Origin of the sequence: Ruegeria atlantica (assembly GCF_947495585.1) — a bacterium.
GTDB lineage: Bacteria > Pseudomonadota > Alphaproteobacteria > Rhodobacterales > Rhodobacteraceae > Ruegeria > Ruegeria atlantica_G.
In genome coordinates, this window is record NZ_CANLZK010000005.1 from 18,141 (window position 1) to 40,802 (window position 22,662).

A 22,662-nucleotide genomic window follows, 5' to 3' on the forward strand; every position below is an offset into this window, starting at 1 on the left:
AGAACAAATGTAAGGGCCTGACCCGGAGCCTGCCTATGCCCTATGCCCATTCCGACAAGACACAGCTGACCGCTGATGACGTTCGCGCGCGCCTGAAGCTCGAGGGCGGCAAGCAGTTCGTCATGCATACCGAGTTCGCGCCTGCTGGTGATCAGCCAACTGCGATCAAGGAACTGACCAACGGTATCTTTGATGGCGAAAGAGAACAGGTTCTGCTGGGCGCGACGGGAACCGGCAAGACGTTCACTATGGCCAAGGTGATCGAAGAAACCCAGCGCCCCGCGATCATCCTTGCGCCCAACAAGACGCTGGCGGCCCAGCTTTATGGCGAATTCAAAGGCTTCTTCCCCGAAAACTCGGTCGAATACTTCGTCTCTTACTACGACTACTACCAACCCGAAGCCTATGTCGCGCGGTCAGACACCTATATCGAGAAAGAATCCCAGATCAACGAACAGATCGACCGGATGCGCCACTCGGCCACCCGGGCGCTGCTGGAACGCGATGACGTGATCATCGTGGCCTCGGTCTCGTGCATCTACGGTATCGGCTCGGTCGAAACTTACGGAGCGATGACGCAGGATCTTAAGGTCGGCAACGAATACGACCAGCGTCAGATCATGGCCGATTTGGTGGCCCAACAATACCGTCGTAACGATCAGGCGTTTCAACGCGGCTCGTTCCGCGTGCGCGGTGATTCACTGGAAATCTGGCCTGCCCACCTTGAGGATCGCGCCTGGAAGTTTTCGTTCTTTGGTGAGGAGTTGGAGACTATCACCGAATTCGACCCGCTGACCGGCGAACGCGCCGCGTCGATGGAGCAGGTGCGCGTCTATGCGAATTCCCACTACGTGACGCCGAAGCCAACGATGAACCAAGCGATCATCGGCATTAAAAAGGAACTGCGCATCCGGCTGGACCAACTGGTTGGCGAGGGCAAGCTGCTGGAAGCCCAACGGCTGGAACAGCGCACCAACTTCGATCTGGAAATGCTCGAGGCGACTGGCGTGTGCAACGGGATCGAGAACTACTCGCGCTATCTCACCGGCCGCGCACCGGGCGAACCACCCCCGACCCTGTTCGAATTCATCCCCGACAACGCCATCGTCTTCGCTGACGAATCCCATGTCAGCGTGCCGCAGATCGGCGGCATGTACCGGGGCGACTATCGACGCAAATTCACGCTGGCCGAACACGGGTTCCGCCTGCCGTCCTGCATGGACAACCGACCCCTCAAGTTCGAGGAATGGGACGCCATGCGCCCGCAATCCGTCTTCGTTTCCGCCACGCCCGCGAAATGGGAGATCGAACAGACCGGCGGTGTTTTCACCGAACAGGTGATCCGCCCCACAGGCCTGCTGGACCCCGAGGTCGAAATCCGCCCTGTCGGCATGCAGGTCGACGATCTGCTGGACGAGGTGCGCAAGGTCGCCGCCGATGGCTATCGCACGCTGGTCACCACCCTGACCAAACGCATGGCCGAGGACCTGACTGAATACATGCACGAACAGGGCATCAGGGTCCGCTACATGCACTCCGACATCGACACGCTGGAACGCATCGAAATCCTGCGCGACCTGCGGTTGGGCGCTTTTGACGTGCTGATCGGGATCAACCTGCTGCGCGAAGGGCTCGACATCCCCGAATGCGGGCTGGTCGCTATTCTGGATGCGGATAAGGAAGGCTTCCTGCGATCCGAGACCTCACTGGTCCAGACCATCGGCCGCGCCGCGCGGAACGCCGATGGCCGGGTGATCATGTATGCCGACAAAATCACCGGCAGTATGGAGCGCGCGCTGGATGAAACCAATCGTCGCCGCGCCAAACAGATCGCCTATAACGACGAACACGGCATCACCCCCGCGACGGTGAAGAAGAATGTCGAGGACGTTCTGGCCGGTCTCTATCAGGGCGACGTCGATATGAACCGCGTCACCGCCACCATCGACAAACCAATGCACGGCGCGAATCTTGAGACCCATCTGGACGGTCTGCGCGACAAGATGCGCAAGGCCGCCGAGAACCTGGAATTCGAAGAGGCCGCCAATATCCGGGATGAGATCAAGCGCCTGGAAGCGGTCGATCTGGCCATCGCCGATGACCCCATGGCGCGTCAATGGGCGGTCGAGAAAGCCTCGGAAGACGCGGTGAAATCGCGCGGACGGTCAACGGCTGGCAGGCCAGGGCAGCGGGGTGGGAATGTGAAGAGAAGGAAGCGGTAGGATAAAATTGACTGTAGTGGTCAAGTTAGCAGTTTAGTTGGCACAAGCCCTGGACTGAACCTATGTACTTCGCCGCGTGACCTTGATCCGGATCAATGTCGAAACATGAATATGTTGGCAGGGTGCGACGCATGAAGGCTCACAATCCAACCGGCGTAGACGCTTACAAACCTGCACAGATTGCAGAACTGGTTGAAACATCTGGTATCGCAAAGGCACATCTTTCCATCGTTCAAACGCTGACACTTGCAATACTCGCAGGTGTCTTCATTGGCTTCGGTGGGGCCGCCTACACTATGGTTATGACCGGCGTAGATCCCGGATTTGGGCCAGCCCGGTTTCTTGGTGGGGTGGTGTTTTCTCTGGGCCTGATCCTTGTGGTCGTCGGTGGGGCGGAACTGTTCACTGGAAACGCGCTGATGACCATCGCGGCAGTGGATCGAAAAATCTCGATGCGTGACCTATTGAGGAACTGGGGATTCGTGTATCTCGGGAATTTAGTCGGAGCCGTCGCACTAGTCCTGGCTTGCGCTGCAAGCGGTTTGCTGGAAGGACCAATGGGGGCTACTGCTGCAGCGATCGCAAATGGCAAGATTGATCTCTCTCCAACGCAAGCCTTTTTGCGTGGCATTCTGTGCAACGCCTTAGTCTGTCTTGCTGTCTGGATGAGCTTCGCCGCCAGATCGGTCGTGGGAAAGGTCATGGCAATACTCTGGCCAATTGCGGCGTTTGTTCTGTTGGGTCTCGAACACTCGATCGCTAATATGTACCTACTGCCTCAGGGTGCACTAGCAGGTGCCAAACTCGGTTGGGGCGCCGCCATTAGCAACCTTTTCTGGGTCACGGTCGGTAATGTAGTCGGAGGCGCGGGCGGTGTCGCGCTCGCCTATCGGCTTGCCTATTTGGGCAAGGCAAGCGGCTGACACTAGCTCAAGTCCTGTCTCGATTGACGATAGCCATACACTTCAAACTTGCAGCCCAGCGCTCCCTGCTTCACGTTTGAAATCACAAATTGTGATTCCAAACGGTTGCCATGACGAACCCCAAAAACCTGCCCAGCACGCATGAGGTCCAAAGCGCCATTCACCGCGTGCGCGGCACCCGTGTAGTGCTGGCCGAGGATCTGGCACAGTTCTACGGAAAATCCGTCAGCGCGTTCAATCAGGCCGTATCGCGCAACAAGGACCTGTTCGAAGGTTACCGCTTTCAGCTGACCGATGCCGAGGTCGCCGATTTGCAATCACAGAATGTGATCTCAAAACCCAAAGGACGTGGTGGGCGGCGGGTCAATCCATGGGTCTATTCGGATTACGGCGTGGCCATCGCCTCGGCCCTGTTCAAGGACCCGCGCGCGATCAAGATCACGCGAATGATCACCGAGGCCTTTGTCGACGGTGCAAATGCGCTGGCCGAGACCCCGCGCAGCGTACCGGAAATCCTACCGCCCGAGAGCGCCCCTGCCCCGCTGCTGCCCAATGGCGATCAACTGCGTGATCTGGCCGAAAACATCCTCGATTCCGGGCAACAGAGCCTCGTCGACTATATCGCCAACCCCACTACCAAGCGGCAACAGGCGGTGGCGATGATCATGAAAACTCTGGCTGAGACCGCCGGCGAAGAGGTGCGCACCCAGCAGGAACGCCTGCGCCTGCGCATTGCCGAGCGTCTGGCCACCGGTGACTACACGGATGACGGCGACCGAAAACAACTGCTGGAATTGCTGCAGGCGATGAAGGGCTAAACACCCAATTCCGCCCGCAATTTCTTGGTCAGCTTGGCCACGACCAACTCGTAGGACGTCACGATATGCTCGCGCAGCGACGCATCGCTCATCCCGCGTTCGTCATAGACCTGTAGCCATTTCATGCCCCGCGACGCCAGATAAGGCGCTGGGCGGATGCCGGGTTCGCTGCCCAGCACCTCAAAAGCCAGATCGGTCGCTTTGAAAGTGAAAGCATCCTTGCCGTCGTTCCAGCCACAGAGCGCAAAAACCTTGCCGCCTACTTTCCACACATCTGCATTGCCCCATTGCACCACATGGCTGGTGGCTTTGAGGTTGGCACAAAAGCTGTTGAATTCATCGCGGGTCATCAGCCCAATTTTGGCGATTGGGTGTGGTTTGGCAAGCGCTGGGCGAGGTTTTATCCCTTGTCCCAGTGAACCACCACATCAAACCCCGCAGGGGATGGAGGGCCTTCCAGAAATTCGGCGAAATGGCCCCAAAGCTTGGCCACTTTGGATGCGTTTGCGTTTGATGTTTCCTCGCTTTGGACAACTGCGACGACAAATCCGGTGCCGTCCTCGTTCATGACATTGGTAAAGCTGTGCATGCCTTCCATGCCCATAATCTGGTCTTTCAGTTCATTCATTTTGGCCTCGGCAGCATCCCGCATGCCAGGCTTCATTTTGAACTGCGTAATACGTGCAAACATGACTTTTCTCCCTTTCAGGGCGAAATCCCCCACTGACGGCCGAATTGGCGCGTCACGTGTACTATAGCATAGATTTGAATGTTCGGGTCGAGGTGATCAGGGCCGGACGAACTTGGCCGTACCCACCTGCCGCTGAGGCGCCGCCGCAGCTGGTTGAGGGTCCGCAGCCGGTTGGGGAGTTGCGAACTGAGGGGTCGTCGCCCTGCAGGCAACACCATCTCCATCCGTATCGTTGCGCGCGTGATATCCCGGCTCACCGTCCCAGTACGGCCCTGGCACCAAGGCTTCGGCGGCCTGGCAGCCAGCCAAGGCCACCAGATGCAACAGGGCATCGGGACCTTCGAATTCGGATGTCCGCAAAAAGACACCCACCGCAATCGCCGCGGTGGTGGCGGGCAACATGAGGATCATGACGATGATACGAAAAGGCGACAGCGCCCGTCTGCGCAGCGCATCCGCGCGCCGATGTCGCGCTGCGGCTCTTGAGTTTTTCTTATTCGAGCCCTGCTCGGAATCATTGAGCGCCATACCGGACACTTAAACCGGCTTTGCGGCAAAATCGAGACCTGTACGCCCCCTCGCGCACGGGTCGCAATGCGGATAATGTTGCGTCCGGATGAATCCCCAAGGCTAAAACACCGATGACCAAAACCGACCCGTATCGCCCGGTTGATGACACAGCCTGCCAAATGGCCCGCGACCTGATCGAAAACGCGACGTTCGGCGCGCTGGCCGTGCTGCGCCCCGATAGTGCGTTGCCTTCTGTGTCGCGCGTGGCCCTAGCAACGGATGGTCAGGGCCGGCCGGTCACGTTGATCTCAACCCTGGCCGACCACACCCGGGCACTGACCACCAATCCGGCCTGTGCCCTGTTGATTGGTGAACCCGGTGATAAAGGCGATCCGTTGGCGCACCCAAGGTTGACTCTACATGCCATCGCGCAATTCGTCGCCAGAGAGACAGAGAAACACGCTGCGCTGCGCGCGCGGTATCTGAGCCTCAGGCCCAAGGCCAAGCTCTATGCGGACTTCACCGATTTCGGGTTTGTCACGTTCACCATTTCCGAAGCGATATTGAACGGCGGCTTTGGCAAGGCATGGCGCCTTGCCCCAACCGACATCTGGCCCGATCAGCGCACCACATGAACAGCGCAGGCCGCATGGCGCACCACATGATTAGTCGTTGAGCCCAGCAACAGATCCTGCATCCCCGGACGGTGAGATGCCATGATGATCAGGTCAGGCTTATGTTCGACTGCCCAGTCAAGAATTGTCCGGCCCGAATGACCCTCGACCAGAACACCTTTGGCGTTGGGCAGTTTTTCCGCAAGCGCGTCCAGTTCCATCTGCAGCGCCTTGCGAGCTTCGGCCAGATACTCGGGCGGCATGTAGGAGATGGCGTAGCTCGGAATATGCTCGACCACGTGCAGCAACGTGACCTGCGCATCCGATGTCGCCAGTATTTCGGCCAACTTCAACGGCCCCGAGATATCCCTTTCGGCATCAAAGGAAATGGGGACAAGAATATTGTGATACATGACGCACACCTCCGTTTTCACACCTGAAGCCTGCACCATTTCAGGCCGTTAGGCATTGATTCAGATCAGGCTCCACCAAAGGTCCCGGCCACCTCATACATCACGGGCTCAAAACTTTTGCACAGCTCGTTAATCTGCCGATTGCGGTTGCGCATTTCCGTGGTGCGCAGCATGGCCAGAAAGTCCTCGCGGCGTTCCCATTGCGAATAGTTGGCGATCCGCGTCTGCGCGTCATTCACGTGAAGTCCCGCGGCGACAAATCCGGGCTGTTTCGAGATGAATTCCGCATAAGCATCCGTCAGAGCTTCCAGCAGGTCCTGGCAGGTGCCGGGCGTCATTTCAAAGGTCGTGATAACTGTCTGGACGCTGGTATTTTTGGCAATCTTCGGCATCTGGATTCTCCTCTATCTGTTTCAAACCTAACATAGGTTTTGAAAAGGTCTTGTGTTTCCTTTGCCATTCAGCGGCATAGAATTCCTGCAGATTTGGGCCAAATCCTAACGATCTGTTAACCATACTGACAGATGCTGCGCGCATGCGCCGGGTTTCGATCCTTCTGATTTTGCTCTTGGCAGCCTCGCCAGCCTGGTCTGGTGCTTGGTTGCGGGATAAGGGCGCATCTTTTGTATCGACTGCCGTAACGGCGTTTAAGGAACCGGATTACGGATACGACTACAAAGGGTCATTTTATGCTGAGTACGGGTTGCGAGAGAAGCTAACCCTTGGCCTGGACGTTGAAGAGCACCGCGACATTTATGGGCATGCTCTGGTGTTTGCCCGCTTGCCTGTCGCCGAATTCGAAAAGGCAGGGCGTTTTGCTGCCGAGATTGCAATCGGTACTCATCATCGCCAGATGCGAGCCTGGGCCTTGTACAAAGCCACGCTCTCGTACGGCAAGGGGTTTCAGACCGGCTGGGGTAATGGTTGGATCGCCATTGACGCTGCGCTGGAATTTCGAACGCATGATGCGGTATATCGAAAGTTGGACCTTACTGCAGGCCTGTCATCCCCGCGCCTTGTAAACCCCTTGCTGCAGATCGAAACCGCGTACCAAAGCGACCACCCCCTGCACTGGAGGATCAAGCCTTCTATCATGATCCGCACCAAGGACAGCCCCACCACATGGGTTCTGGGCTTGGAACGCAATGATGCCCGCAAGAATACGGGCATCAGGCTGGCAATCTGGAATACGTTCTAGAACGCCTGTGGCACGCGCCGCTTAGTATTCCATACGCATGTTGGTCGACACCGATCCGCTGACAGGCAAAGGCCAACGTAGTTGGATAGTGTCTTGATTTGCGCCCTGCTCTAGCTCGACATAGGGCGTGGCGTGAACGATCTGCCCGCCCGCATTTCTGAGCGGCCCCAACACCGTAACCGCATCGCACCCGCGTGCCTTACCGCCAAAGGGCAACCGGCCGTCAGAAGGAATGGTCCAAACCGAGGATGCCGATTGTTGCGAGCGTCGGATCCGCAACGGGTTCTCCACCTTTGCGTTGATGCCATTGAACGTGTTGTCTTCGAAAATCACGTTCAGATGCGCTGAATGGTTCAGATCGGCAAAACTGGTATCGACCCGGTCGGCCCGGTCGATGCGACCACTGCTTGAACGGAATTTGTTCCCAGTCACGACAACGCCGTTCAGGTAATGCCCGGCCCCATGAGGGCGAATGACGATCTGACTGAACCACGGCGCGACTTCGCTGGCATAAAAAATGTTGTCCGAGATGGTCATCGAACTGAAGGAATACCCGCTTGTATAGACCGGGTTTGCATCCCGCTCGTTAGTCCACTCGACAAAGCAGTTGTCGACATAATTCTCGGAAATGGTCGAGCTGTTATAGGTCCCGGTCATGATCAACCCGGCGCTGCGGATACCCTGCGGAATGCTGTCACCCTGGAAAAAGTGGTTGCCTAAGATCAAGTTGTTGGATCCGGCCAACACAGCAAAATGCAGGAACCGCACGGCGCGATTGTGCCGTAGTTTAATATCGTTTGCATTGGCATTCAACGCAATGGATTTGCGGTCGGACACGTTGAAGGATTCTTCGGTCGACAGAAACTGGCAATTGTCGATCAACATCCCCTGACATCCGGTCCCGTGCGAGGTGATGCCCCGATCTTTGGGCCGGCTGATAAAACAATTCGTCACCGCGAAGGTACTGCCGGACGGCGCAAGCCGGATCGCGCTACTGCGACCGTTGCACTGAAATTCGATCTCTTCCATGCCAAATTTGCGCAACGTACTGAAACCGCTGAAATCCAACAGGTATTTGAACGACTGGAACGTGAAGGTTTGCGTCCCCGCCGCATCAAAAAGCGGGTCATTCAGCCTGATCTCTCCGGCACCGACATCCTTGGAGCGCACATAGATTTCACGCCCAACACCATTGCCCTGCACCAGCGCGCCAACCGGAATGTTGGCGATGTTCTCCACATTAGTCAGCTTGGTCGAGTCCGCCGGGTTGTAGGTTGCGACCGAGGTGAAGGTTTCGGTATCCCAGGCCGCGCTGCTTTTGACATCGAACTGCCCGTTACGAACGATGCGCCGGGTCGAAAAACCGCCCTGCCGGTTCGGAACGGCATCGGCCATGTCAATTGGCGCTGTGACGGAGATTTTGCGCCCGCCCATGTCGAGCGATTCATGATCCGAATTGTTCAACAACGCCTGAAACGCTTTTTTGAACGCCAGCTCCTCGTCCCCGAACGCTGCGATGTAAGCCGGAAGGTCGAAATTCTTTGTCAGCAACAGCATCTTGTCGTCGGGCATGATGATAGTGCCCTCGAAATCCAACTCGGACGACATCGACGTGTTCTGCGCAAGCAAATAAGTGCCTTTCGGGACATAAATCCTGCGACCGCCAGCGGCCTGGTCCGCTGCTTCGAACGCTACGGAATCGTCGACGACGCCATCGCCGATTGCACCATAGTCACGCACGTCGACAGTGCTGATCATCTCGCGCAGAAAAATGCTGGTGACATCGGTGATCTCGATATCATCGACTCGAACGAGCGAACCATTGGAACCGTCGATGTTCAGACCGAAATGCCCATAAAGCGCTGCAACGCCCCAAGGCATGTCCACGCCCGAGCGTTGACCATTGCCAACGATGGCTGTGATTTCATGTACGGTGCCATAGCCCGAAAGCTGCGTGACCGGTCCCTGATCAACAACTCCAACCACTTGCTGGTCGCCGGCCCCGCCGGCCCAGGCCGCAATGCGAACCTGCGGCAAGGGACCGCTGATAGCTTTGACCCGCGCCTTGATTTGCAAATAGCATCCCGGGATCAGGGGTGTCTGTCCCATATATCGCAGCTGTTGGGTTGCCTGCACCTTCAGGATTTCAAGACAACCGCCAAAATCCGGATCCGCCGGAACAAATGCCCCGTTCGGTGCCCCGTTATAGGTTGGCGAACCTGGTGTCCCGTCGCCTCTGGACCAGACGCTCAGACCATTGGCAAAAGCAGGTGGCATGAAGACGATACCGTCGGTGATTGCCTTGTTCATAGAAATCCCTTTCCCAATCGCGCGCAGCAGGTCGCCGCGCGCACAAACCCAGTGTCCGGGGCTGCCCGAACGCAAAAGTCTGAGTACCGAATAGGGATTAACCGCCGCTCATATCACCGTGACGGTGGTGTTGCATCATGCAGCCGGATCTGAATTTCCCAAAAGTTGCACGCCATTGATCTTCCAGCCGTTTTCTTGCTGGACCATCTGATAGTCCAGAACGTGCACCTGCCCGTTGCCATCCGTGATCATGACCTTCTGCCACAATGCACCAGCAACCTCTCGCAGCTCTAGAAAGCGAACATCAGCAGGTCTCCAAACCATGGGATAACCATTGCGAACCATCGTTCCGAAGTTCTCAGGCGTTCCGAAAAAGCTCTGGATGTTGGGGCTTGCGAAGGTAAAGGCAGTGGCAAAATCATCTGCCTTGAATGCCTGTATCTGCGCCGCAATATTTGCCTCGATCTCGGCACTTTGGGCGAACGCGCCCGTGGCTAGTCCGGCACTGAGTGATACAGCAAGTAGTAAACGACGCATGGGGCACCTCCTGTTGAAAGAGTAGCCCCATGCGGTTTCAGGTCAAATCAGGCCAGATCCCCGGCCAAAGCCTTGTCGATCAATGCGATGGTTTCGGGCACGCCGTAAAGGGCGATAAACCCGCCAAAGCGTGGACCCTGCGAGGCACCCAGCAGCACCTCATAAAGCGCAGTGAACCAACCGCGCATCGGGTCGAACCGTTCCCGCCCGACGGAATAAACCACCGACTGCAGCGCCTCGTCCTCGACCGGGCCATCATAGGCCTCAAGCGCGGCTTTCAAAGCCTCCAGCGCTTCGCGTTCCTGATCGTTCGGCGCGCGGTGCTGGCGGGTGGGTTTGACAAAATCGTTGAAGTAACGCACGGCAAAGCCCGCAGCCTGATCCAGGTCAGGATGGGTGTCGGGCGTGGCTTCGGGCGCATAGCGACGGATAAAGCCCCACAGCGCCTCTTTGTCCTCGGCCCCGGACACAGACGCAAGGTTCAGCAACATCGCGAATGGCACGATCAGGGTGGATTCCGGAACGTTCCCACCGTGAATATGCCAGACGGGATTGTTCAGCTTTGCCTTCAGATCCTGCCCCGGATAGGCGCGCAATTGCTGGTGGTATTCGTCATAGGCTTTCGGAATAACGTCGAAATGCATCCGCTTAGCCGTCTTGGGCTTTTGATACATGAAGTAAGTCAGGCTTTCGGTCGGCGCATAGGTCAGCCATTCGTCGATCGACACGCCATTGCCCGAAGATTTGGATATCTTCTGACCGTTTTCGTCCAGGAACAGCTCATACGAGAAATGCTCGGGTGCGCGGCCACCCAGCGCTCGACAGATCGCGTCATATATCTTTTCGTTCGTGGCGTGTTCCTTGCCGTACATCTCGAAATCAACGCCCAGCGCAGCCCAACGCGCGCCGAAATCCGGCTTCCACTGCAGCTTGACGTTGCCGCCCGTGACAGGAACGGTCCATTCCTTGCCGGTCTCATCGTCAAAGGTCACGGTGTAGGTCTCAGCACAGACCTTTTTCATCGGCACATACATGACCCGCCCGCTTTCGGGGTGCAGCGGCAGGAAGATCGAATAGGTCTGCTTACGTTCGTCACGCAGGCTTTTGAGCATGATCGCCATGATCTCGTCATAACGCTCAACCGCACGCTTCAGGATCTCGTCAAACCGTCCGGACTCGTAGAATTCCTTGGCCGAGTAGAATTCATACTCGAAACCAAACGTATCCAGAAAACGGCGCAGCATTGCGTTGTTGTGTTCGCCAAAGCTTTCATGCGTGCCGAACGGATCAGGCACCGAGGTCAGCGGGCGCTGCAAATGCTGTTCCAAAATCTCGGGGTTGGGCACGTTGCTGGGCACCTTGCGCATGCCGTCAAGATCGTCCGAAAAACAGATAAGTTTGGTCGGAATATCCGACAGCGCCTCAAACGCGCGTTTGACCATCGTCGTTCGCGCAACTTCGCCAAACGTGCCGATATGCGGCAGACCCGAGGGGCCATAACCTGTTTCAAACAGCACGTATCCCTTTTCCGGAGCCCCTTTCTGATAGCGTTTGAGCAACCGGCGCGCCTCTTCAAAAGGCCAGGCCTTGGACGACATTGCGGTTTCACGCAGTTCAGACATCAGATTTGCTCCATCGGGAAAAACAGTGCCGGTCGCCCCATGCGACCGACCGACCCCTCCTATTGTGACGGTGCAGCATGAGTCAATAAAGCGCGCTGTTTTTCCTGATGGATTGGCCGATTTAAGCGGTCAACTGATCCAGTTTAGCAGCCCAGATAAAGTCATTCTCACTCAGGCCACCGATTTCATGGGTCGTCAGTTTGACATCCACATATCCCCACCCGAAACAAACATCCGGGTGGTGTCCCTGCTGATCGGCCAACCACGCGCAGAGATTTGCTAGATAGGTTGCCTTGGCAAAGCCCTTGAACTTGAAATGCCGGCTCAGCATCTTTGCATCTGCATCCAACCGCCAATCAGCTGAAAGCTCGGCCATGTGGGTGTTGGCCTCTTCGCGTGTCAAAGCCGGGACGCCGCCGGAACAGGGCAGACAAGTACGGTCCGAAAGACTGCAAGTTTCTCCTGATGTGGTCATGATCCGTTTACTCCGCTGCGGTTGCTTTTTCCGGAAACTTGTTCGGCAGCAGTCCAAGGGATTGAGCTTTGCGCACGTCCTGCAACAGGTCGCGGTCGGCAGCTGCAAACAAATCCTCGGGTGAGTTTAACACGAAATAGCCCATCTGGTGCATGTCGATCCGATAGGGGGTGCGCAGGATCGTCATGACATCAAAAGGATCCCGGTCGGGAATATCGCTCTCGACGGCATAGACAAGCTCGGTCGGCGAAGATGCAAGCCCTGAGCCCAGCGCCTTGATTTGACCATCCTGACGGCGCAGTCCAAATTCGATTGAGAACCAGTACAGTCGGATCAGCCAAGAGTAATCCTTGTCGCTGGCCTGTACCCCGGCCTTCCCAATGGCATGGCTGAAAGCCGCAAAGCGGGGATCGCTCAGCAAGGGCGTATGACCGAATATCTCGTGAAAGATATCGGGCTCTTCGATATAGTCGAAATCCTCGCGCGAGCGGATAAAGGATGCGGCGGGAAAGACCCTGTCTGCTAGCATGCCGAAAAAAGTCTTGAACCCGATCAGCGCAGGCACCGGTTGCACCCGCCAGCCGGTCATATCCAGAAGCCGTTCAGAGATATCGGCACAGGACGGCACGGTGGTTTTTGGCAGGTCCAGCCGCTGCAGCCCGTCCAGGTAGTCCCGCGCCATATAGCGCTGAACGTTTTCTTGTTGGGCCGCGTAGAGGTCGGCCCAAACAGCATCCTCTTCCGGCGTATACGCGATATGGCCGCGTGCATCGGCAACCTTTGCGGCGTATTTGGTCGACTTGGGCATCACTTTTCCTCCCTTATGAAAAGAATACGCCATCTGATTGAAGAATTTGCTTTGGATTAACGGATGAATTCCAGTATTTTGGCAAATATATGTCATTGAGTCATGATTTATGAGACAAACGCTTCAATCTGCCGATATCGCCATTTTGCAAGAACTTCAGATAGATGGCCGCCAATCCATGCAGGACCTTGCGGATCGCACGGGGTTATCCGCTTCGCAGTGCTGGCGGCGTGTGCGCGACCTCGAGGCCGCTGGTATCATTTCCGGCTATACCGCGCAGGTACGCGCCAAGTCTGTTGGGCTGAACGCCATAGCCTACGTTCACGTAGCTTTGCGCGAGCATCAGGAGGACAGCATCAACGCGTTCCTGCGCCTGATTGAAACCGAACCTCAGATCGTCGAGTGCGCCTCAATCACCGGGGATCACGATTTCATCCTGAAAGTCTATGCCAAGACGCCAGAAGAGCTTGAGCACTTCATTATGCAGCGGCTTTTGAAGTCCGGGCTTGTGCGCGACACGCGCAGCAATTTTGTATTGCGACAAACTAAAACGCGCGGTCCTTTGCCCATTCTCTAGCCTCGCCGAAGCGAAACCCGTTGAACCTGCCCGCTTGCCCACCTATCGTGCTGACGCAGAAAGTCTAATCAGGACGACACCATGACCGAACAAGTACCCCACCCGATGTCCCCTCAGGATTGCCTTGTAGCGATCATGGTTGCAATCTCTGCGTCTGATGAGACCATTCGCACCGCTGAGTTGGTCAAGATCGAAGGCGCGGTCAATATGCTGCCGGTTTTTGCCGAGTATGACATCGACCGTACCCGCCGCGTTTCGCAAACCGTGTTTGACCTGTTTGAACAAGAAGACGGGCTGGACGCCCTGTTCGGCCTGATCCGCGACAACCTGCCCGAACGGCTGAACGAAACCGCCTATGCATTGGCCTGTGATGTGGCCGCCGCCGACGGCTCGCTGGCGGAATCCGAGCTGCGCCTGCTTGAAGAAATTCGTTACGAGCTGAGCATTGATCGCCTGCATGCCGCCGCGATCGAACGCGGCGCGCGGGCACGTCACACCACCTGATCTTAGCTTCCGGCCATAGACCCCCAGCGCTCGATCAGAGCGCGTTGGAGTTTGCGCGAGCGATTGTTCCAGCTTCGCGCGCCTTGCGGTCGTTCGCGCTGCGCGCGCGGGATCGTGGCCCGATGGTCGACATCGGCGGTGAAAATGGCAAAGGCCAGTTCCGAGCCGTCCGGCGTTGTGATGAAGCCGCCAAGACCAGAAACAAAATTCAGCGTACCGGTCTTGGCATCGACCTTGATCGGGTGATCTTTGACAGGCCGCCCCTGACTGTCCGCAAGGGTGAATTTTTTCAGCAATGGTTTCAATGCGTCCGCTTGTTTCGCCGCGACCAGTGCTGTCACCAAAGCGCCCGGTGCCATTCGGGAAGCATCGCTTAGACCCGAGTGGTCCACCATCGCGATCCCCGTCACGCCATATGTCTCGGTCGCCCAACGGTTCATCTCGGCCGCAGAATCCGCCAAGGTTTGCAGATTTGCACCGCGCGCTTGCGAGGCCGCCATACCAACCATCTCAGCCGTCAGGTTGGTCGAATACTTCAGCATGCCGCGCAAGATACTGTCCAGCGGATCACTGTGATGCACCACAAGCAAGGTTCCCTTCGGCGCTTCGCGCATGACCTGTACGCGACCCAACTGGATCCCATTCGCGCGCGCCAGCGTCCTGAACACATCCCCCGCATAAAGCGCAGGCTTGCGCACCGGCAACCACCGCGCCCCACCAGTCCCAAGCGCCCCTTGCGCCACGGTCCAGCGGTCCTGCCGCGCGCTGGATTCATAGGTGTAGATAGGCGCTTTTCGTTTCTCAATCTGCATAGAGGCCACATCGACCGACGGTTTGTACCGCGCGCTGCGCGCATCCATGGACACGTCATAACGGGTACCATCACGTTTCCACTCAAAGTGCACCCGGTTGAAATTCAACGATATGCCACTGATGGAAGGGCTATAGCCCAGATGATCCGGCTGCCCCGGATCGATACTGAACACATAAGGCAGCGCCCCCTCATAAACCTTGAACGCACCCTGAACCTCGGAAATCCCAGCCTCACGCAAATTCGCCGCCATATTGGCCAACGCATCGGTGTCCAGCAGCGGGTCGCCACCTCCCACAAGGATCAAGTCACCTTTCAGGATACCATTTTCGATCAGTCCATCCGCCATCAGGGCGGTCTCGAACCGGTAGTCCGATCCCAAGACGTCCAACGCATAAAGAGCTGTCAGCGCCTTGGCCACGCTTGCTGGCGGCAGCCCCTGATCGCCGCTGAACTCTTCCAGCTGTGTGCCCGTTGTTGCATCCGCCACCGCGAACACCACCTCACCACGCAGCCCGGCCGCTTGGACAAGTCGCTCGACCCCGGTCGGTACGTCGCCGCGCAATTGAGGGCGCAACGAAACCAAAGGCGCCTCGGCCAGCACAGCAGAAGGGATCAAAGCTGCCCCCAGCCCCGCTAAAAATCCACGTCGAGAAAATCGGTCAGTCATAAGTCGAATAAAATCTCACAGATTAAATACGCACAACCACAGATATGGATTATGCGCGCATGTGGCTATTCCGGCAACACCTCAGCGCCCCAACCACCGCGCTCCCGGATTTGGCTGGAACTTACATCGACCATCGGTACGTTCACGAAACACCACGCGGGCGCATCGGCGCGCCCCAGCAGACGCCGCGCCTGCCCATCTATGCGGTACTTGGCGTAAAGCCGCGCAGCAGGGGACATTCGCGCAGAAATCCGGTCGCCGGGGCGCGCAATCACACCGACAGGCACGCTGTCCATGATCAACCGCCAATTCTTCCACTTATGGAACTGCGCCAGATTATCCGCGCCCATGATCCAGACAAACCGCACTTTGGGATAAAGACGCCGCAGTTCGGCCAACGTATCCGCTGTTGCGCGCGTCCTGGTGAGCGTCTCGATATCCGTCACCTCGACCCCAGGGTGTTGCATCAGCCCGCGCGCCGCCGCCAGTCGCTGCGCAAGCGGCGCAGGCCCCCGCGCCTTCAAAGGGTTGCCCGGAGACACCAGCCACCACACCCGATCCAGTCCAAACGCCTTCATCGCCTCAAGCGTGACATGCACATGCCCCTGGTGCGGCGGGTCAAACGACCCTCCGAACAGCCCAATGACCTGCCCGGGCCGCGCGTATGGAATACTAAAACGATCCATGCCTTGCTGATGTTCAGAACTGGTCAACGTTGTCAATCAATCGGTCGAACCTCATCGCCCAACGTGACCCGCCCCGGCCGCACCACCTCAGCGCACCACCCACCATGCCCCCGCACGGCGGAATAGCCGCCTTTGCCCAGCGCCTCCTCCATCCGGCTGCACGGCGCGCAGATAACGGTAAAACGCAGAACGGCCTCGCCTACCTGCACCTCACGCCCCTTGAGCGTCGCCAGATTGATCCCTGACACCACCAGATTGCGACGCAGGATGTCCGGAGTAACCGGCCCCTGCCCAAGATATGACCCAATCGCCGCCAGATGCTCCTGCTGGATCAGCGTCACCGCCCGCTTGCCTGCGCGGCCCCGGTCGCCATCAAGCCCATTGGTGGAGATCATGCCCTCCTCAACTGCGACCATCTCCGCACGACGCTCAGGTCGCAGACCGATCCAGCCAATACGGCCAGGTTTGCACCAGTTGGATATCAATACACTCAGGGACAAATAACCTCCGGTTTATCCGTTCATACATGTTTTGAATTCGGCGGATTCAGCAATCTCTTTCAGCGGCAAAAACGGAACGTCGCTTTCGACAATACACTTAATATGAAGCTTGGAATCCGCTGACTGCTGCTTCCGTTCAATCTGAGGATAATTAACGCTCTTTGGCAATTCCACCTTCGGTTCGATGAAAAATTCCAAGTATGCCAAATAGACTTGAGCTCTGATCTCATCACCAGTCAAAGCTACATATTTAAGCATCTGGTGCAAAAGTGACTTTTTGAGCTGTCGGTAGTCTTCGGTCAGTGCGAACTTTTCCTCGATATTTGCAAGTGATTGAATGAACTTAAAGGTAACATAGTACCTGATATCGTGATCTGACGCATTCGAAACACTAAGCATAGTCAAAATACCTGCAGAAGCAAAATCGCCCCCTTCGATTTGAGACGTCGACATCTGCGCCACATTGTATGTTGAGCAATAAGTTGCGTCTTTGTACGCCTTACAGTCCGGCAAATTTTCAGCACGAGCCGCCATTGAACTGATCGCGCCGAAAGCAAAAAAAGCCATCGAAATTATCACATAACTGCTCATCTTCTTTTACCAATCTCCCGTTTGGGTTGTGTGTATACAGCAATCCTTACAGAGGAAATCCCCAGCACCCGGAACCCGCTGGTTTTAACCACTGGGCACTACGTCCCTGCAAACTGTGCAGACGGCTTCATCCGGCCTGATTGTTCATGATTGCCCCCATCCCAACCATCCGCTATCACACCGCCCAACTTGATTTCCCCGACCCAGAGGACGCGACATGGCCGCCTATCAATATGTCTACCACATGCAGGGTGTCTCCAAGACCTATCCCGGTGGCAAAAAGTGCTTTGAAAACATCCACCTGAGCTTTCTGCCCGGTGTGAAAATCGGTGTTGTCGGCGTCAACGGCGCCGGTAAATCGACGCTGATGAAGATCATGGCGGGCCTCGACAAGGACTTCACCGGCGAGGCCTGGGCCGCCGAGGGTGCCAAGGTCGGCTATCTGCCGCAGGAACCGAAACTGGATGAAACCCTCAGCGTTCGTGAAAACGTCATGCTGGGCGTGGCCGAAAAGAAGGCGATCCTTGATCGCTATAACGAACTGGCGATGAACTACAGCGACGAAACCGCTGATGAGATGGCCAAACTGCAGGACGAGATCGACAGCCAGAACCTGTGGGACCTCGACAGCCAGATCGACGTCTCGATGGAGGCGCTGCGCTGCCCGGCCGACGACGCCAACATCGCCAACCTTTCGGGCGGTGAGAAACGCCGCGTCGCGCTCTGCAAACTGCTGCTGCAGGCCCCCGACATGCTGCTGCTCGATGAACCGACCAACCACCTGGACGCCGAAACCATCGCCTGGCTGCAGCAACACCTGATCGACTACAAGGGCACCATCCTGATCGTCACCCACGACCGCTATTTCCTGGACAGCATCACCGGCTGGATCCTTGAACTCGACCGGGGCCGGGGTCTGCCTTACGAGGGCAACTATTCCGCATGGCTTGAACAAAAGGCCAAACGGCTGGAACAGGAGGCGCGCGAGGACAAGTCCAAGCAGAAGACCCTGCAGCGCGAACTGGAATGGATGCGTCAGGGCCAGAAGGCCCGTCAGGCCAAATCCAAGGCCCGGATCAACGCCTATAACGATTTGGCAGACCAGTCCGAACGCGAAAAGCTGACCCGCGCCCAAATCGTCATTCCCAACGGCCAGCGCCTTGGCGGCAAGGTGATCGAGGTCGAGGGCCTGTCGAAACACATGGGCGACAAGCAACTGATCGAAGGGCTGGATTTCGCCCTGCCCCCCGGCGGAATTGTCGGCGTTATCGGCCCCAACGGTGCCGGTAAATCTACGCTGTTCAAGATGCTCACCGGGCAGGAACAACCCGACAACGGCACCATCAAGCTGGGCGACACGGTCGAGCTGTCTTATGTCGATCAGTCCCGCGACGACCTCAAGGACAACGACACTGTTTGGGAGGCGATCACCGGCGGTGCCGAGATCATTCAGCTGGGTGACGCGCAGGTCAATTCCCGCGCTTATTGCTCGTCCTTCAACTTCAAGGGCGGCGATCAGCAGAAAAAGGTTTCGCTGCTGTCGGGTGGTGAGCGCAACCGCGTCCACATGGCCCGTCTGCTGAAAGAGGGCGGCAACGTCCTGCTGCTCGACGAACCCACCAACGATCTGGACGTCGAAACCCTGCGCGCGCTGGAAGACGCGTTGGTCGATTTCGCCGGCTGCGCCGTAGTCATCTCACACGACCGCTTTTTCCTGGACCGTATCTGTACGCATATTCTGGCGTTCGAGGGCGATGCCCATGTGGAATGGTTCGAGGGCAACTTCGAGGACTACGAAGAGGACAAAAAGCGCCGCCTGGGACCGGACGCGCTGGAGCCCAAGCGGTTGAAGCATAAGAAGTTTGCGCGGTAAAAAAACTTTGTTTGAAGCTCGGAACCAACGGATATGATTCCGGGCCTCAAATAGCCTGTTTGGAGTGAGTACCAGCGTAGAAATCGGGAATACGGTTTGACTGGTGTGTGCGGTTATTTTTCTCAGCTTCTCCAGACCATTTGTGAGCCCTAAGCAGCCGGTCGGAGTTCAGCCTCTCACAACTTAAGTCACGTTGTCCGCCCATTCTCGATCTGTGCCTTACAACTGCCTGCGGAAATCAGTTACTTTTGCGACTGGCCGACTGGCTGTTGGCTCTCACCACTCCGAACCTGTTTCTCGTTTAGAACATCTCCAAAAAGAACAGTCAGTTCTTTTTTGTTGACCGCTCCAGAGTTTGCAATTTGCGTTTTCCCGGCAAGCTCTTTTGGCACCGAATTTGCCTGCTCCGCTGATTTAAAAATATGGTCTAGGATCGACTTGAAAAACATATCTTTCACCGTGCGTGTTGGGTTTCTCGAATTTGTTTGAAACTGAATATTCGTTGCAATGTTCCGCTGCGGGCCGATCCGAGCGTGCGGTGGACGTCGGCTCAAGGACCGTGTTTCCGTGAGTGGCCACCCGCAGCGGTGCAGCGTACATATGAAGGAAAGATCGCGCACCAACGGGGAAGAAAACCGCGTTTCGCGTCATTTTTGAAAAGCCCGTCAAAAAGTCATTTTGTGATGCGGCTTTGCGAGCTAAAGCTCATGCCACTGCCCCTATCGTGACGTTACGACACTATTTATTGCTGATAGTTTTGGGTGCTTCTTTTGCGGGTTGTCTGGATTCTAAACTGAGGTTTTTCGGCAGCGCAAGATGGGTGCTCGCAGCCTTCATTCCTCAGTTTTAAAGAATCCATCTTTCAAAAGGATGGGTGAATTCACCGATCCTACGGTCCCTCAAGCTTTCTTTTGTTGACGCGACCTATTCATTCCAGATCAACCCGACCCGCACGAACATCGCGGTGCATCGACGAACATGGCGCATGGGTTGGATGGTTTACGAAACCGTGTTTGACTGGACTAACCCGGCAATATGCCATGTGATTGCGATAATCTCGTACATCACGGATCCAGTGCTCCCAAAACCTGCGTTGCCAAATCCCACGTTCCTGTTTGACAACTTTCGACCCACTCCGCGGACCGAACGCGCCGACGCCCCACACAAACCGACTTTTTATCAACCGCCACCGTGTGGAATAATCGGCATCTCCCGGTGGCAAGGTCCAAACCGCTGCAGATGATCCGGCGACACAACAAACGCGTCACACCAGAACGGCCGCTATCTCTGCGTCACCACAACGGCCGCGCGCAAAATGTGCCACCTCGCGCACCAACAAATCCGATGATCGATCGGCCAGAGACACGGTGAAAAAGTACCTGGCTCCGGGAATTCGAATGCGGTGATTATTGGTCCTGCCGCAACCTGATCACAGGCTTGGTCAAAGGTTTCCAGATGCCCATACAGCGAGCTGATCTAGAGATTCAACTTATCGATTGTCGCCGAACCAATAACCAAACCCATCGGCGGATTCTTGTACAAATCGGAAAACTGGCCCTCAAACCCTTGTACGAAACGCACAAAATCCCTTGTCACACGCCCACCCCGATGCCATATCAATGGGGCTTACGTTTTTCTATTTCGACCCACTGTCACCGTTTCCGGCGCTCAGTCTATCGATACAGACAACGACGCCGGGCTGCCGCAACTCCGTGGGCAGCACTAAACAGGAGACAACGGATATGCCCACAGGCACCGTAAAATGGTTCAACACCACCAAAGGTTTTGGCTTTATCGCACCTGAGGATGGCGGCAAAGACATCTTCGTTCACATTTCGGCTGTCGAGCGTTCGGGCCTGACCGGTCTGGCCGACAACCAGAAAGTCACGTACGAGCTGCGCGCTGGACGTGACGGCCGCGAAAGCGCCGACGATATCGCACTGGCCTAAGGCCATGAAAGGGCAGAGGTTACCTCTGCCCTTTTCACATCACGCGGGACAAAACTGCAACAGAAGTGTGTCTCTGCGATTACATCACAATACGGTTACTCTTGGCAGATGATTGACCAGATCGGTTATCATTCCGACACTGGTTTACGATTTCCTTGTTGTCTTAAAGAGAACCGATATGTTCACACGTCGTACTTTCCTTGCAGCATCTGCAGCCGCTGGCCTGGCACCCGGTATTGCTTCGGCCAAGAAGAAGGCCGTTGAATACGACCCCACGCCCCAATTCGTTCGAGTCAAGAAACAATTTCTGCCGGGGCAGCTTCTGGTCGCGCCACGGTCCTTCTATCTGTATCTCATCACCGAACCGCGCAAGGCAATCCGTTATGGGTGCGGCGTTGGCAAGGCAGGTCTGGAATTCACCGGCACAGCCACGATCGACGTCAAGAAAGAGTGGCCGACATGGCGCCCCACGAACGAGATGATCGAACGTGAACCGCTGACTTACGCTAAGTTCAAGGACAATGATTATGTTCAACCGGGCGGTGATGGTAACCCGCTGGGGGCACGCGCGCTCTACCTGTTTCAGAATGGGGTCGACACCTATTTCCGTATCCACGGGACGACGCAGCCGCAAACCATCGGGCGCGCGGCCTCAAACGGATGCATTCGGATGCTGAACGCCCATGTCATCGACTTGTATGAACGTGTACCGGTCGGAACTGTGGTCACGGTGGTCTGAGGCGGTCACGGCCCGGACCAGTCGACGTCCGTCGCTTCTTCAATCTGCAACAACCCGTCAGGCCAAGGCTGCGCCAGCGCCTTGGCGTCGTCCTCGGTTCCTGTAAGCCATGTCTGAATGTCGGCAGGATCCAGCAGGACACCCATTCGATGGTGTATCGGCTCCAGATCGGCATTTGGTGGGCAGGTCACAGCCGCAAATTGGTCAACGCGCAGACCGCCCGGAGCCTGCCAACTGTCGGTGATCGCAGCGAAGAACAGAGGTGAGCCATTCGCCGAGGCGATCCGCCATGCGGTTTTTCGACGTTTTTCACCCGTCCACTCGTACCACCCGTCCACCGGAACCACGGCCCGGCCAACGCCGTCGAAGGCGGTTTTGTCAAAGACGGTTTCGGACCGGGCGTTGATTATAGTTTCCATCACAGGCCGACCACGCGCATTGACGCGCCCAACCGGGATCATGCCCCATCGCATGGGTGTCAGGCCGTGGGCAGTCAGGACGATCAATTCCTGACCCGGTTGAATGTTTTTTCGCAGCGGCTGCAGGTCCACATCACATCGGACGTTCAGTGCCTGGGCGACCTCAGACATTGGCCGTGTCAGAAAAAATCGCCCGGGCATC

27 protein-coding genes are annotated in these 22,662 nt (G+C 56.7%); 10 read left to right on the top strand and 17 right to left on the bottom strand.

Translation table 11 applies throughout. The features are described from left to right. Positions 1-35 precede the first annotated feature (35 nt). From uvrB to QMP16_RS10865, 3 genes are all read left to right on the top strand, one after another. Complete coding sequence (uvrB, locus tag QMP16_RS10855) at positions 36-2,222, top strand: excinuclease ABC subunit UvrB (RefSeq protein WP_282152396.1); 2,187 nt, start codon at positions 36-38, stop codon at positions 2,220-2,222. Positions 2,223-2,353: 131 nt separating this feature from the next. Beyond that, entirely contained in the window at positions 2,354-3,145 is a 792-nt protein-coding gene (locus tag QMP16_RS10860; RefSeq protein WP_282152397.1) for a formate/nitrite transporter family protein, read from the top strand. Between the two features lie 110 nt (positions 3,146-3,255). Then, on the top strand, positions 3,256-3,963 hold the full coding sequence (locus tag QMP16_RS10865; protein ID WP_282152398.1) for an ORF6N domain-containing protein: 708 nt from the start codon (positions 3,256-3,258) through the stop codon (positions 3,961-3,963). Here QMP16_RS10865 and QMP16_RS10870 read toward each other — a convergent pair. The 3 genes from QMP16_RS10870 to QMP16_RS10880 all read right to left on the bottom strand — a co-directional run bounded on the left by QMP16_RS10870 (position 3,960) and on the right by QMP16_RS10880 (position 5,182). Beyond that, positions 3,960-4,313, bottom strand: coding sequence for an MmcQ/YjbR family DNA-binding protein (locus QMP16_RS10870; protein WP_058278708.1), 354 nt, complete (start codon positions 4,311-4,313; stop codon positions 3,960-3,962). The two genes, QMP16_RS10865 and QMP16_RS10870, sit on opposite strands and share 4 nt — an antisense overlap. A gap of 50 nt (positions 4,314-4,363) precedes the next feature. After that, positions 4,364-4,654, bottom strand: a complete 291-nt coding sequence (locus tag QMP16_RS10875; RefSeq protein WP_058273445.1) for a hypothetical protein — start codon at positions 4,652-4,654, stop codon at positions 4,364-4,366. A 96-nt stretch (positions 4,655-4,750) separates the two neighbouring features. Further along, on the bottom strand, positions 4,751-5,182 hold the full coding sequence (locus QMP16_RS10880; RefSeq protein WP_282152399.1) for an excalibur calcium-binding domain-containing protein: 432 nt from the start codon (positions 5,180-5,182) through the stop codon (positions 4,751-4,753). A 113-nt stretch (positions 5,183-5,295) separates the two neighbouring features. Here QMP16_RS10880 and QMP16_RS10885 point away from each other — a divergent pair, with 113 nt between their 5' ends. Continuing rightward, complete coding sequence (locus QMP16_RS10885; protein WP_282152400.1) at positions 5,296-5,799, top strand: HugZ family protein; 504 nt, start codon at positions 5,296-5,298, stop codon at positions 5,797-5,799. Here QMP16_RS10885 and QMP16_RS10890 read toward each other — a convergent pair. Next, positions 5,784-6,191 (bottom strand): universal stress protein, encoded by a 408-nt coding sequence (locus QMP16_RS10890; protein WP_108860159.1) that lies wholly within the window; start codon positions 6,189-6,191, stop codon positions 5,784-5,786. The genes QMP16_RS10885 and QMP16_RS10890 overlap by 16 nt on opposite strands. A 65-nt stretch (positions 6,192-6,256) precedes the next feature. Further along, the gene (locus QMP16_RS10895) at positions 6,257-6,583 is read right to left on the bottom strand and encodes an antibiotic biosynthesis monooxygenase family protein (RefSeq protein ID WP_282152401.1); all 327 of its coding nucleotides are present in this window, start codon (positions 6,581-6,583) and stop codon (positions 6,257-6,259) included. Positions 6,584-6,759: 176 nt separating this feature from the next. Between QMP16_RS10895 and QMP16_RS10900 the strand changes: the two genes are divergently transcribed. Continuing rightward, positions 6,760-7,389 (top strand): hypothetical protein, encoded by a 630-nt coding sequence (locus QMP16_RS10900; RefSeq protein ID WP_282152402.1) that lies wholly within the window; start codon positions 6,760-6,762, stop codon positions 7,387-7,389. Between the two features lie 21 nt (positions 7,390-7,410). On the opposite strand, the gene QMP16_RS10905 is transcribed toward QMP16_RS10900, so the two are convergent. From QMP16_RS10905 to phhA, 5 genes are all read right to left on the bottom strand, one after another. Then, complete coding sequence (locus QMP16_RS10905; RefSeq protein WP_282152403.1) at positions 7,411-9,699, bottom strand: glycosyl hydrolase family 28-related protein; 2,289 nt, start codon at positions 9,697-9,699, stop codon at positions 7,411-7,413. A 135-nt stretch (positions 9,700-9,834) separates the two neighbouring features. After that, complete coding sequence (locus QMP16_RS10910) at positions 9,835-10,236, bottom strand: DUF4864 domain-containing protein (RefSeq protein WP_282152404.1); 402 nt, start codon at positions 10,234-10,236, stop codon at positions 9,835-9,837. A 47-nt stretch (positions 10,237-10,283) separates the two neighbouring features. After that, positions 10,284-11,858, bottom strand: a complete 1,575-nt coding sequence (locus QMP16_RS10915; protein WP_282152405.1) for a lysine--tRNA ligase — start codon at positions 11,856-11,858, stop codon at positions 10,284-10,286. 121 nt (positions 11,859-11,979) lie between these two features. Next, entirely contained in the window at positions 11,980-12,333 is a 354-nt protein-coding gene (locus QMP16_RS10920; RefSeq protein ID WP_282152406.1) for a 4a-hydroxytetrahydrobiopterin dehydratase, read from the bottom strand. A gap of 7 nt (positions 12,334-12,340) precedes the next feature. Then, a complete protein-coding gene (gene phhA / locus QMP16_RS10925) occupies positions 12,341-13,141 on the bottom strand; it encodes a phenylalanine 4-monooxygenase (protein ID WP_282152407.1) in 801 nt (266 codons plus the stop codon). A 109-nt stretch (positions 13,142-13,250) separates the two neighbouring features. On the opposite strand from phhA, the gene QMP16_RS10930 reads away from it, so the two are divergent. Both QMP16_RS10930 and QMP16_RS10935 read left to right on the top strand, forming a co-directional pair. After that, entirely contained in the window at positions 13,251-13,718 is a 468-nt protein-coding gene (locus QMP16_RS10930; RefSeq protein WP_282152408.1) for an Lrp/AsnC family transcriptional regulator, read from the top strand. 81 nt (positions 13,719-13,799) lie between these two features. Next, a complete protein-coding gene (locus QMP16_RS10935) occupies positions 13,800-14,222 on the top strand; it encodes a tellurite resistance TerB family protein (protein WP_058273455.1) in 423 nt (140 codons plus the stop codon). A 2-nt stretch (positions 14,223-14,224) separates the two neighbouring features. Here the strand turns inward: QMP16_RS10935 and dacB are convergent, their stop codons facing one another. The 4 genes from dacB to QMP16_RS10955 all read right to left on the bottom strand — a co-directional run bounded on the left by dacB (position 14,225) and on the right by QMP16_RS10955 (position 17,480). Then, on the bottom strand, positions 14,225-15,703 hold the full coding sequence (gene dacB, locus QMP16_RS10940; RefSeq protein WP_282152409.1) for a D-alanyl-D-alanine carboxypeptidase/D-alanyl-D-alanine endopeptidase: 1,479 nt from the start codon (positions 15,701-15,703) through the stop codon (positions 14,225-14,227). Between the two features lie 65 nt (positions 15,704-15,768). Continuing rightward, the gene (locus QMP16_RS10945) at positions 15,769-16,389 is read right to left on the bottom strand and encodes a nicotinate-nucleotide adenylyltransferase (protein WP_282152410.1); all 621 of its coding nucleotides are present in this window, start codon (positions 16,387-16,389) and stop codon (positions 15,769-15,771) included. 32 nt (positions 16,390-16,421) lie between these two features. Further along, on the bottom strand, positions 16,422-16,889 hold the full coding sequence (locus QMP16_RS10950) for an MOSC domain-containing protein (protein ID WP_282152411.1): 468 nt from the start codon (positions 16,887-16,889) through the stop codon (positions 16,422-16,424). Positions 16,890-16,901: 12 nt separating this feature from the next. Next, positions 16,902-17,480, bottom strand: a complete 579-nt coding sequence (locus tag QMP16_RS10955; RefSeq protein WP_282152412.1) for a hypothetical protein — start codon at positions 17,478-17,480, stop codon at positions 16,902-16,904. A 217-nt stretch (positions 17,481-17,697) separates the two neighbouring features. Here QMP16_RS10955 and ettA point away from each other — a divergent pair, with 217 nt between their 5' ends. Beyond that, positions 17,698-19,353 (top strand): energy-dependent translational throttle protein EttA, encoded by a 1,656-nt coding sequence (ettA, locus tag QMP16_RS10960; RefSeq protein WP_282152413.1) that lies wholly within the window; start codon positions 17,698-17,700, stop codon positions 19,351-19,353. 242 nt (positions 19,354-19,595) lie between these two features. Here ettA and QMP16_RS10965 read toward each other — a convergent pair whose 3' ends face one another. Then, positions 19,596-19,811 carry a hypothetical protein gene (locus QMP16_RS10965; RefSeq protein ID WP_282152414.1) on the bottom strand — a complete coding sequence of 72 codons (216 nt, stop codon included), beginning with the start codon at positions 19,809-19,811 and terminating at the stop codon, positions 19,596-19,598. Between the two features lie 470 nt (positions 19,812-20,281). Beyond that, complete coding sequence (locus tag QMP16_RS23645; protein ID WP_432653401.1) at positions 20,282-20,575, bottom strand: transposase; 294 nt, start codon at positions 20,573-20,575, stop codon at positions 20,282-20,284. A gap of 520 nt (positions 20,576-21,095) precedes the next feature. Here QMP16_RS23645 and QMP16_RS10970 point away from each other — a divergent pair. Then, positions 21,096-21,302: a cold-shock protein gene (locus tag QMP16_RS10970; protein ID WP_058273677.1), complete on the top strand. Its 207-nt coding sequence runs from the start codon at positions 21,096-21,098 to the stop codon at positions 21,300-21,302. A gap of 178 nt (positions 21,303-21,480) precedes the next feature. Next, positions 21,481-22,041 carry a L,D-transpeptidase gene (locus tag QMP16_RS10975; RefSeq protein ID WP_108860147.1) on the top strand — a complete coding sequence of 187 codons (561 nt, stop codon included), beginning with the start codon at positions 21,481-21,483 and terminating at the stop codon, positions 22,039-22,041. Positions 22,042-22,046: 5 nt separating this feature from the next. On the opposite strand, the gene QMP16_RS10980 is transcribed toward QMP16_RS10975, so the two are convergent. Next, positions 22,047-22,661, bottom strand: a complete 615-nt coding sequence (locus tag QMP16_RS10980; protein ID WP_282152415.1) for an SOS response-associated peptidase — start codon at positions 22,659-22,661, stop codon at positions 22,047-22,049. Position 22,662 lies beyond the last annotated feature (1 nt).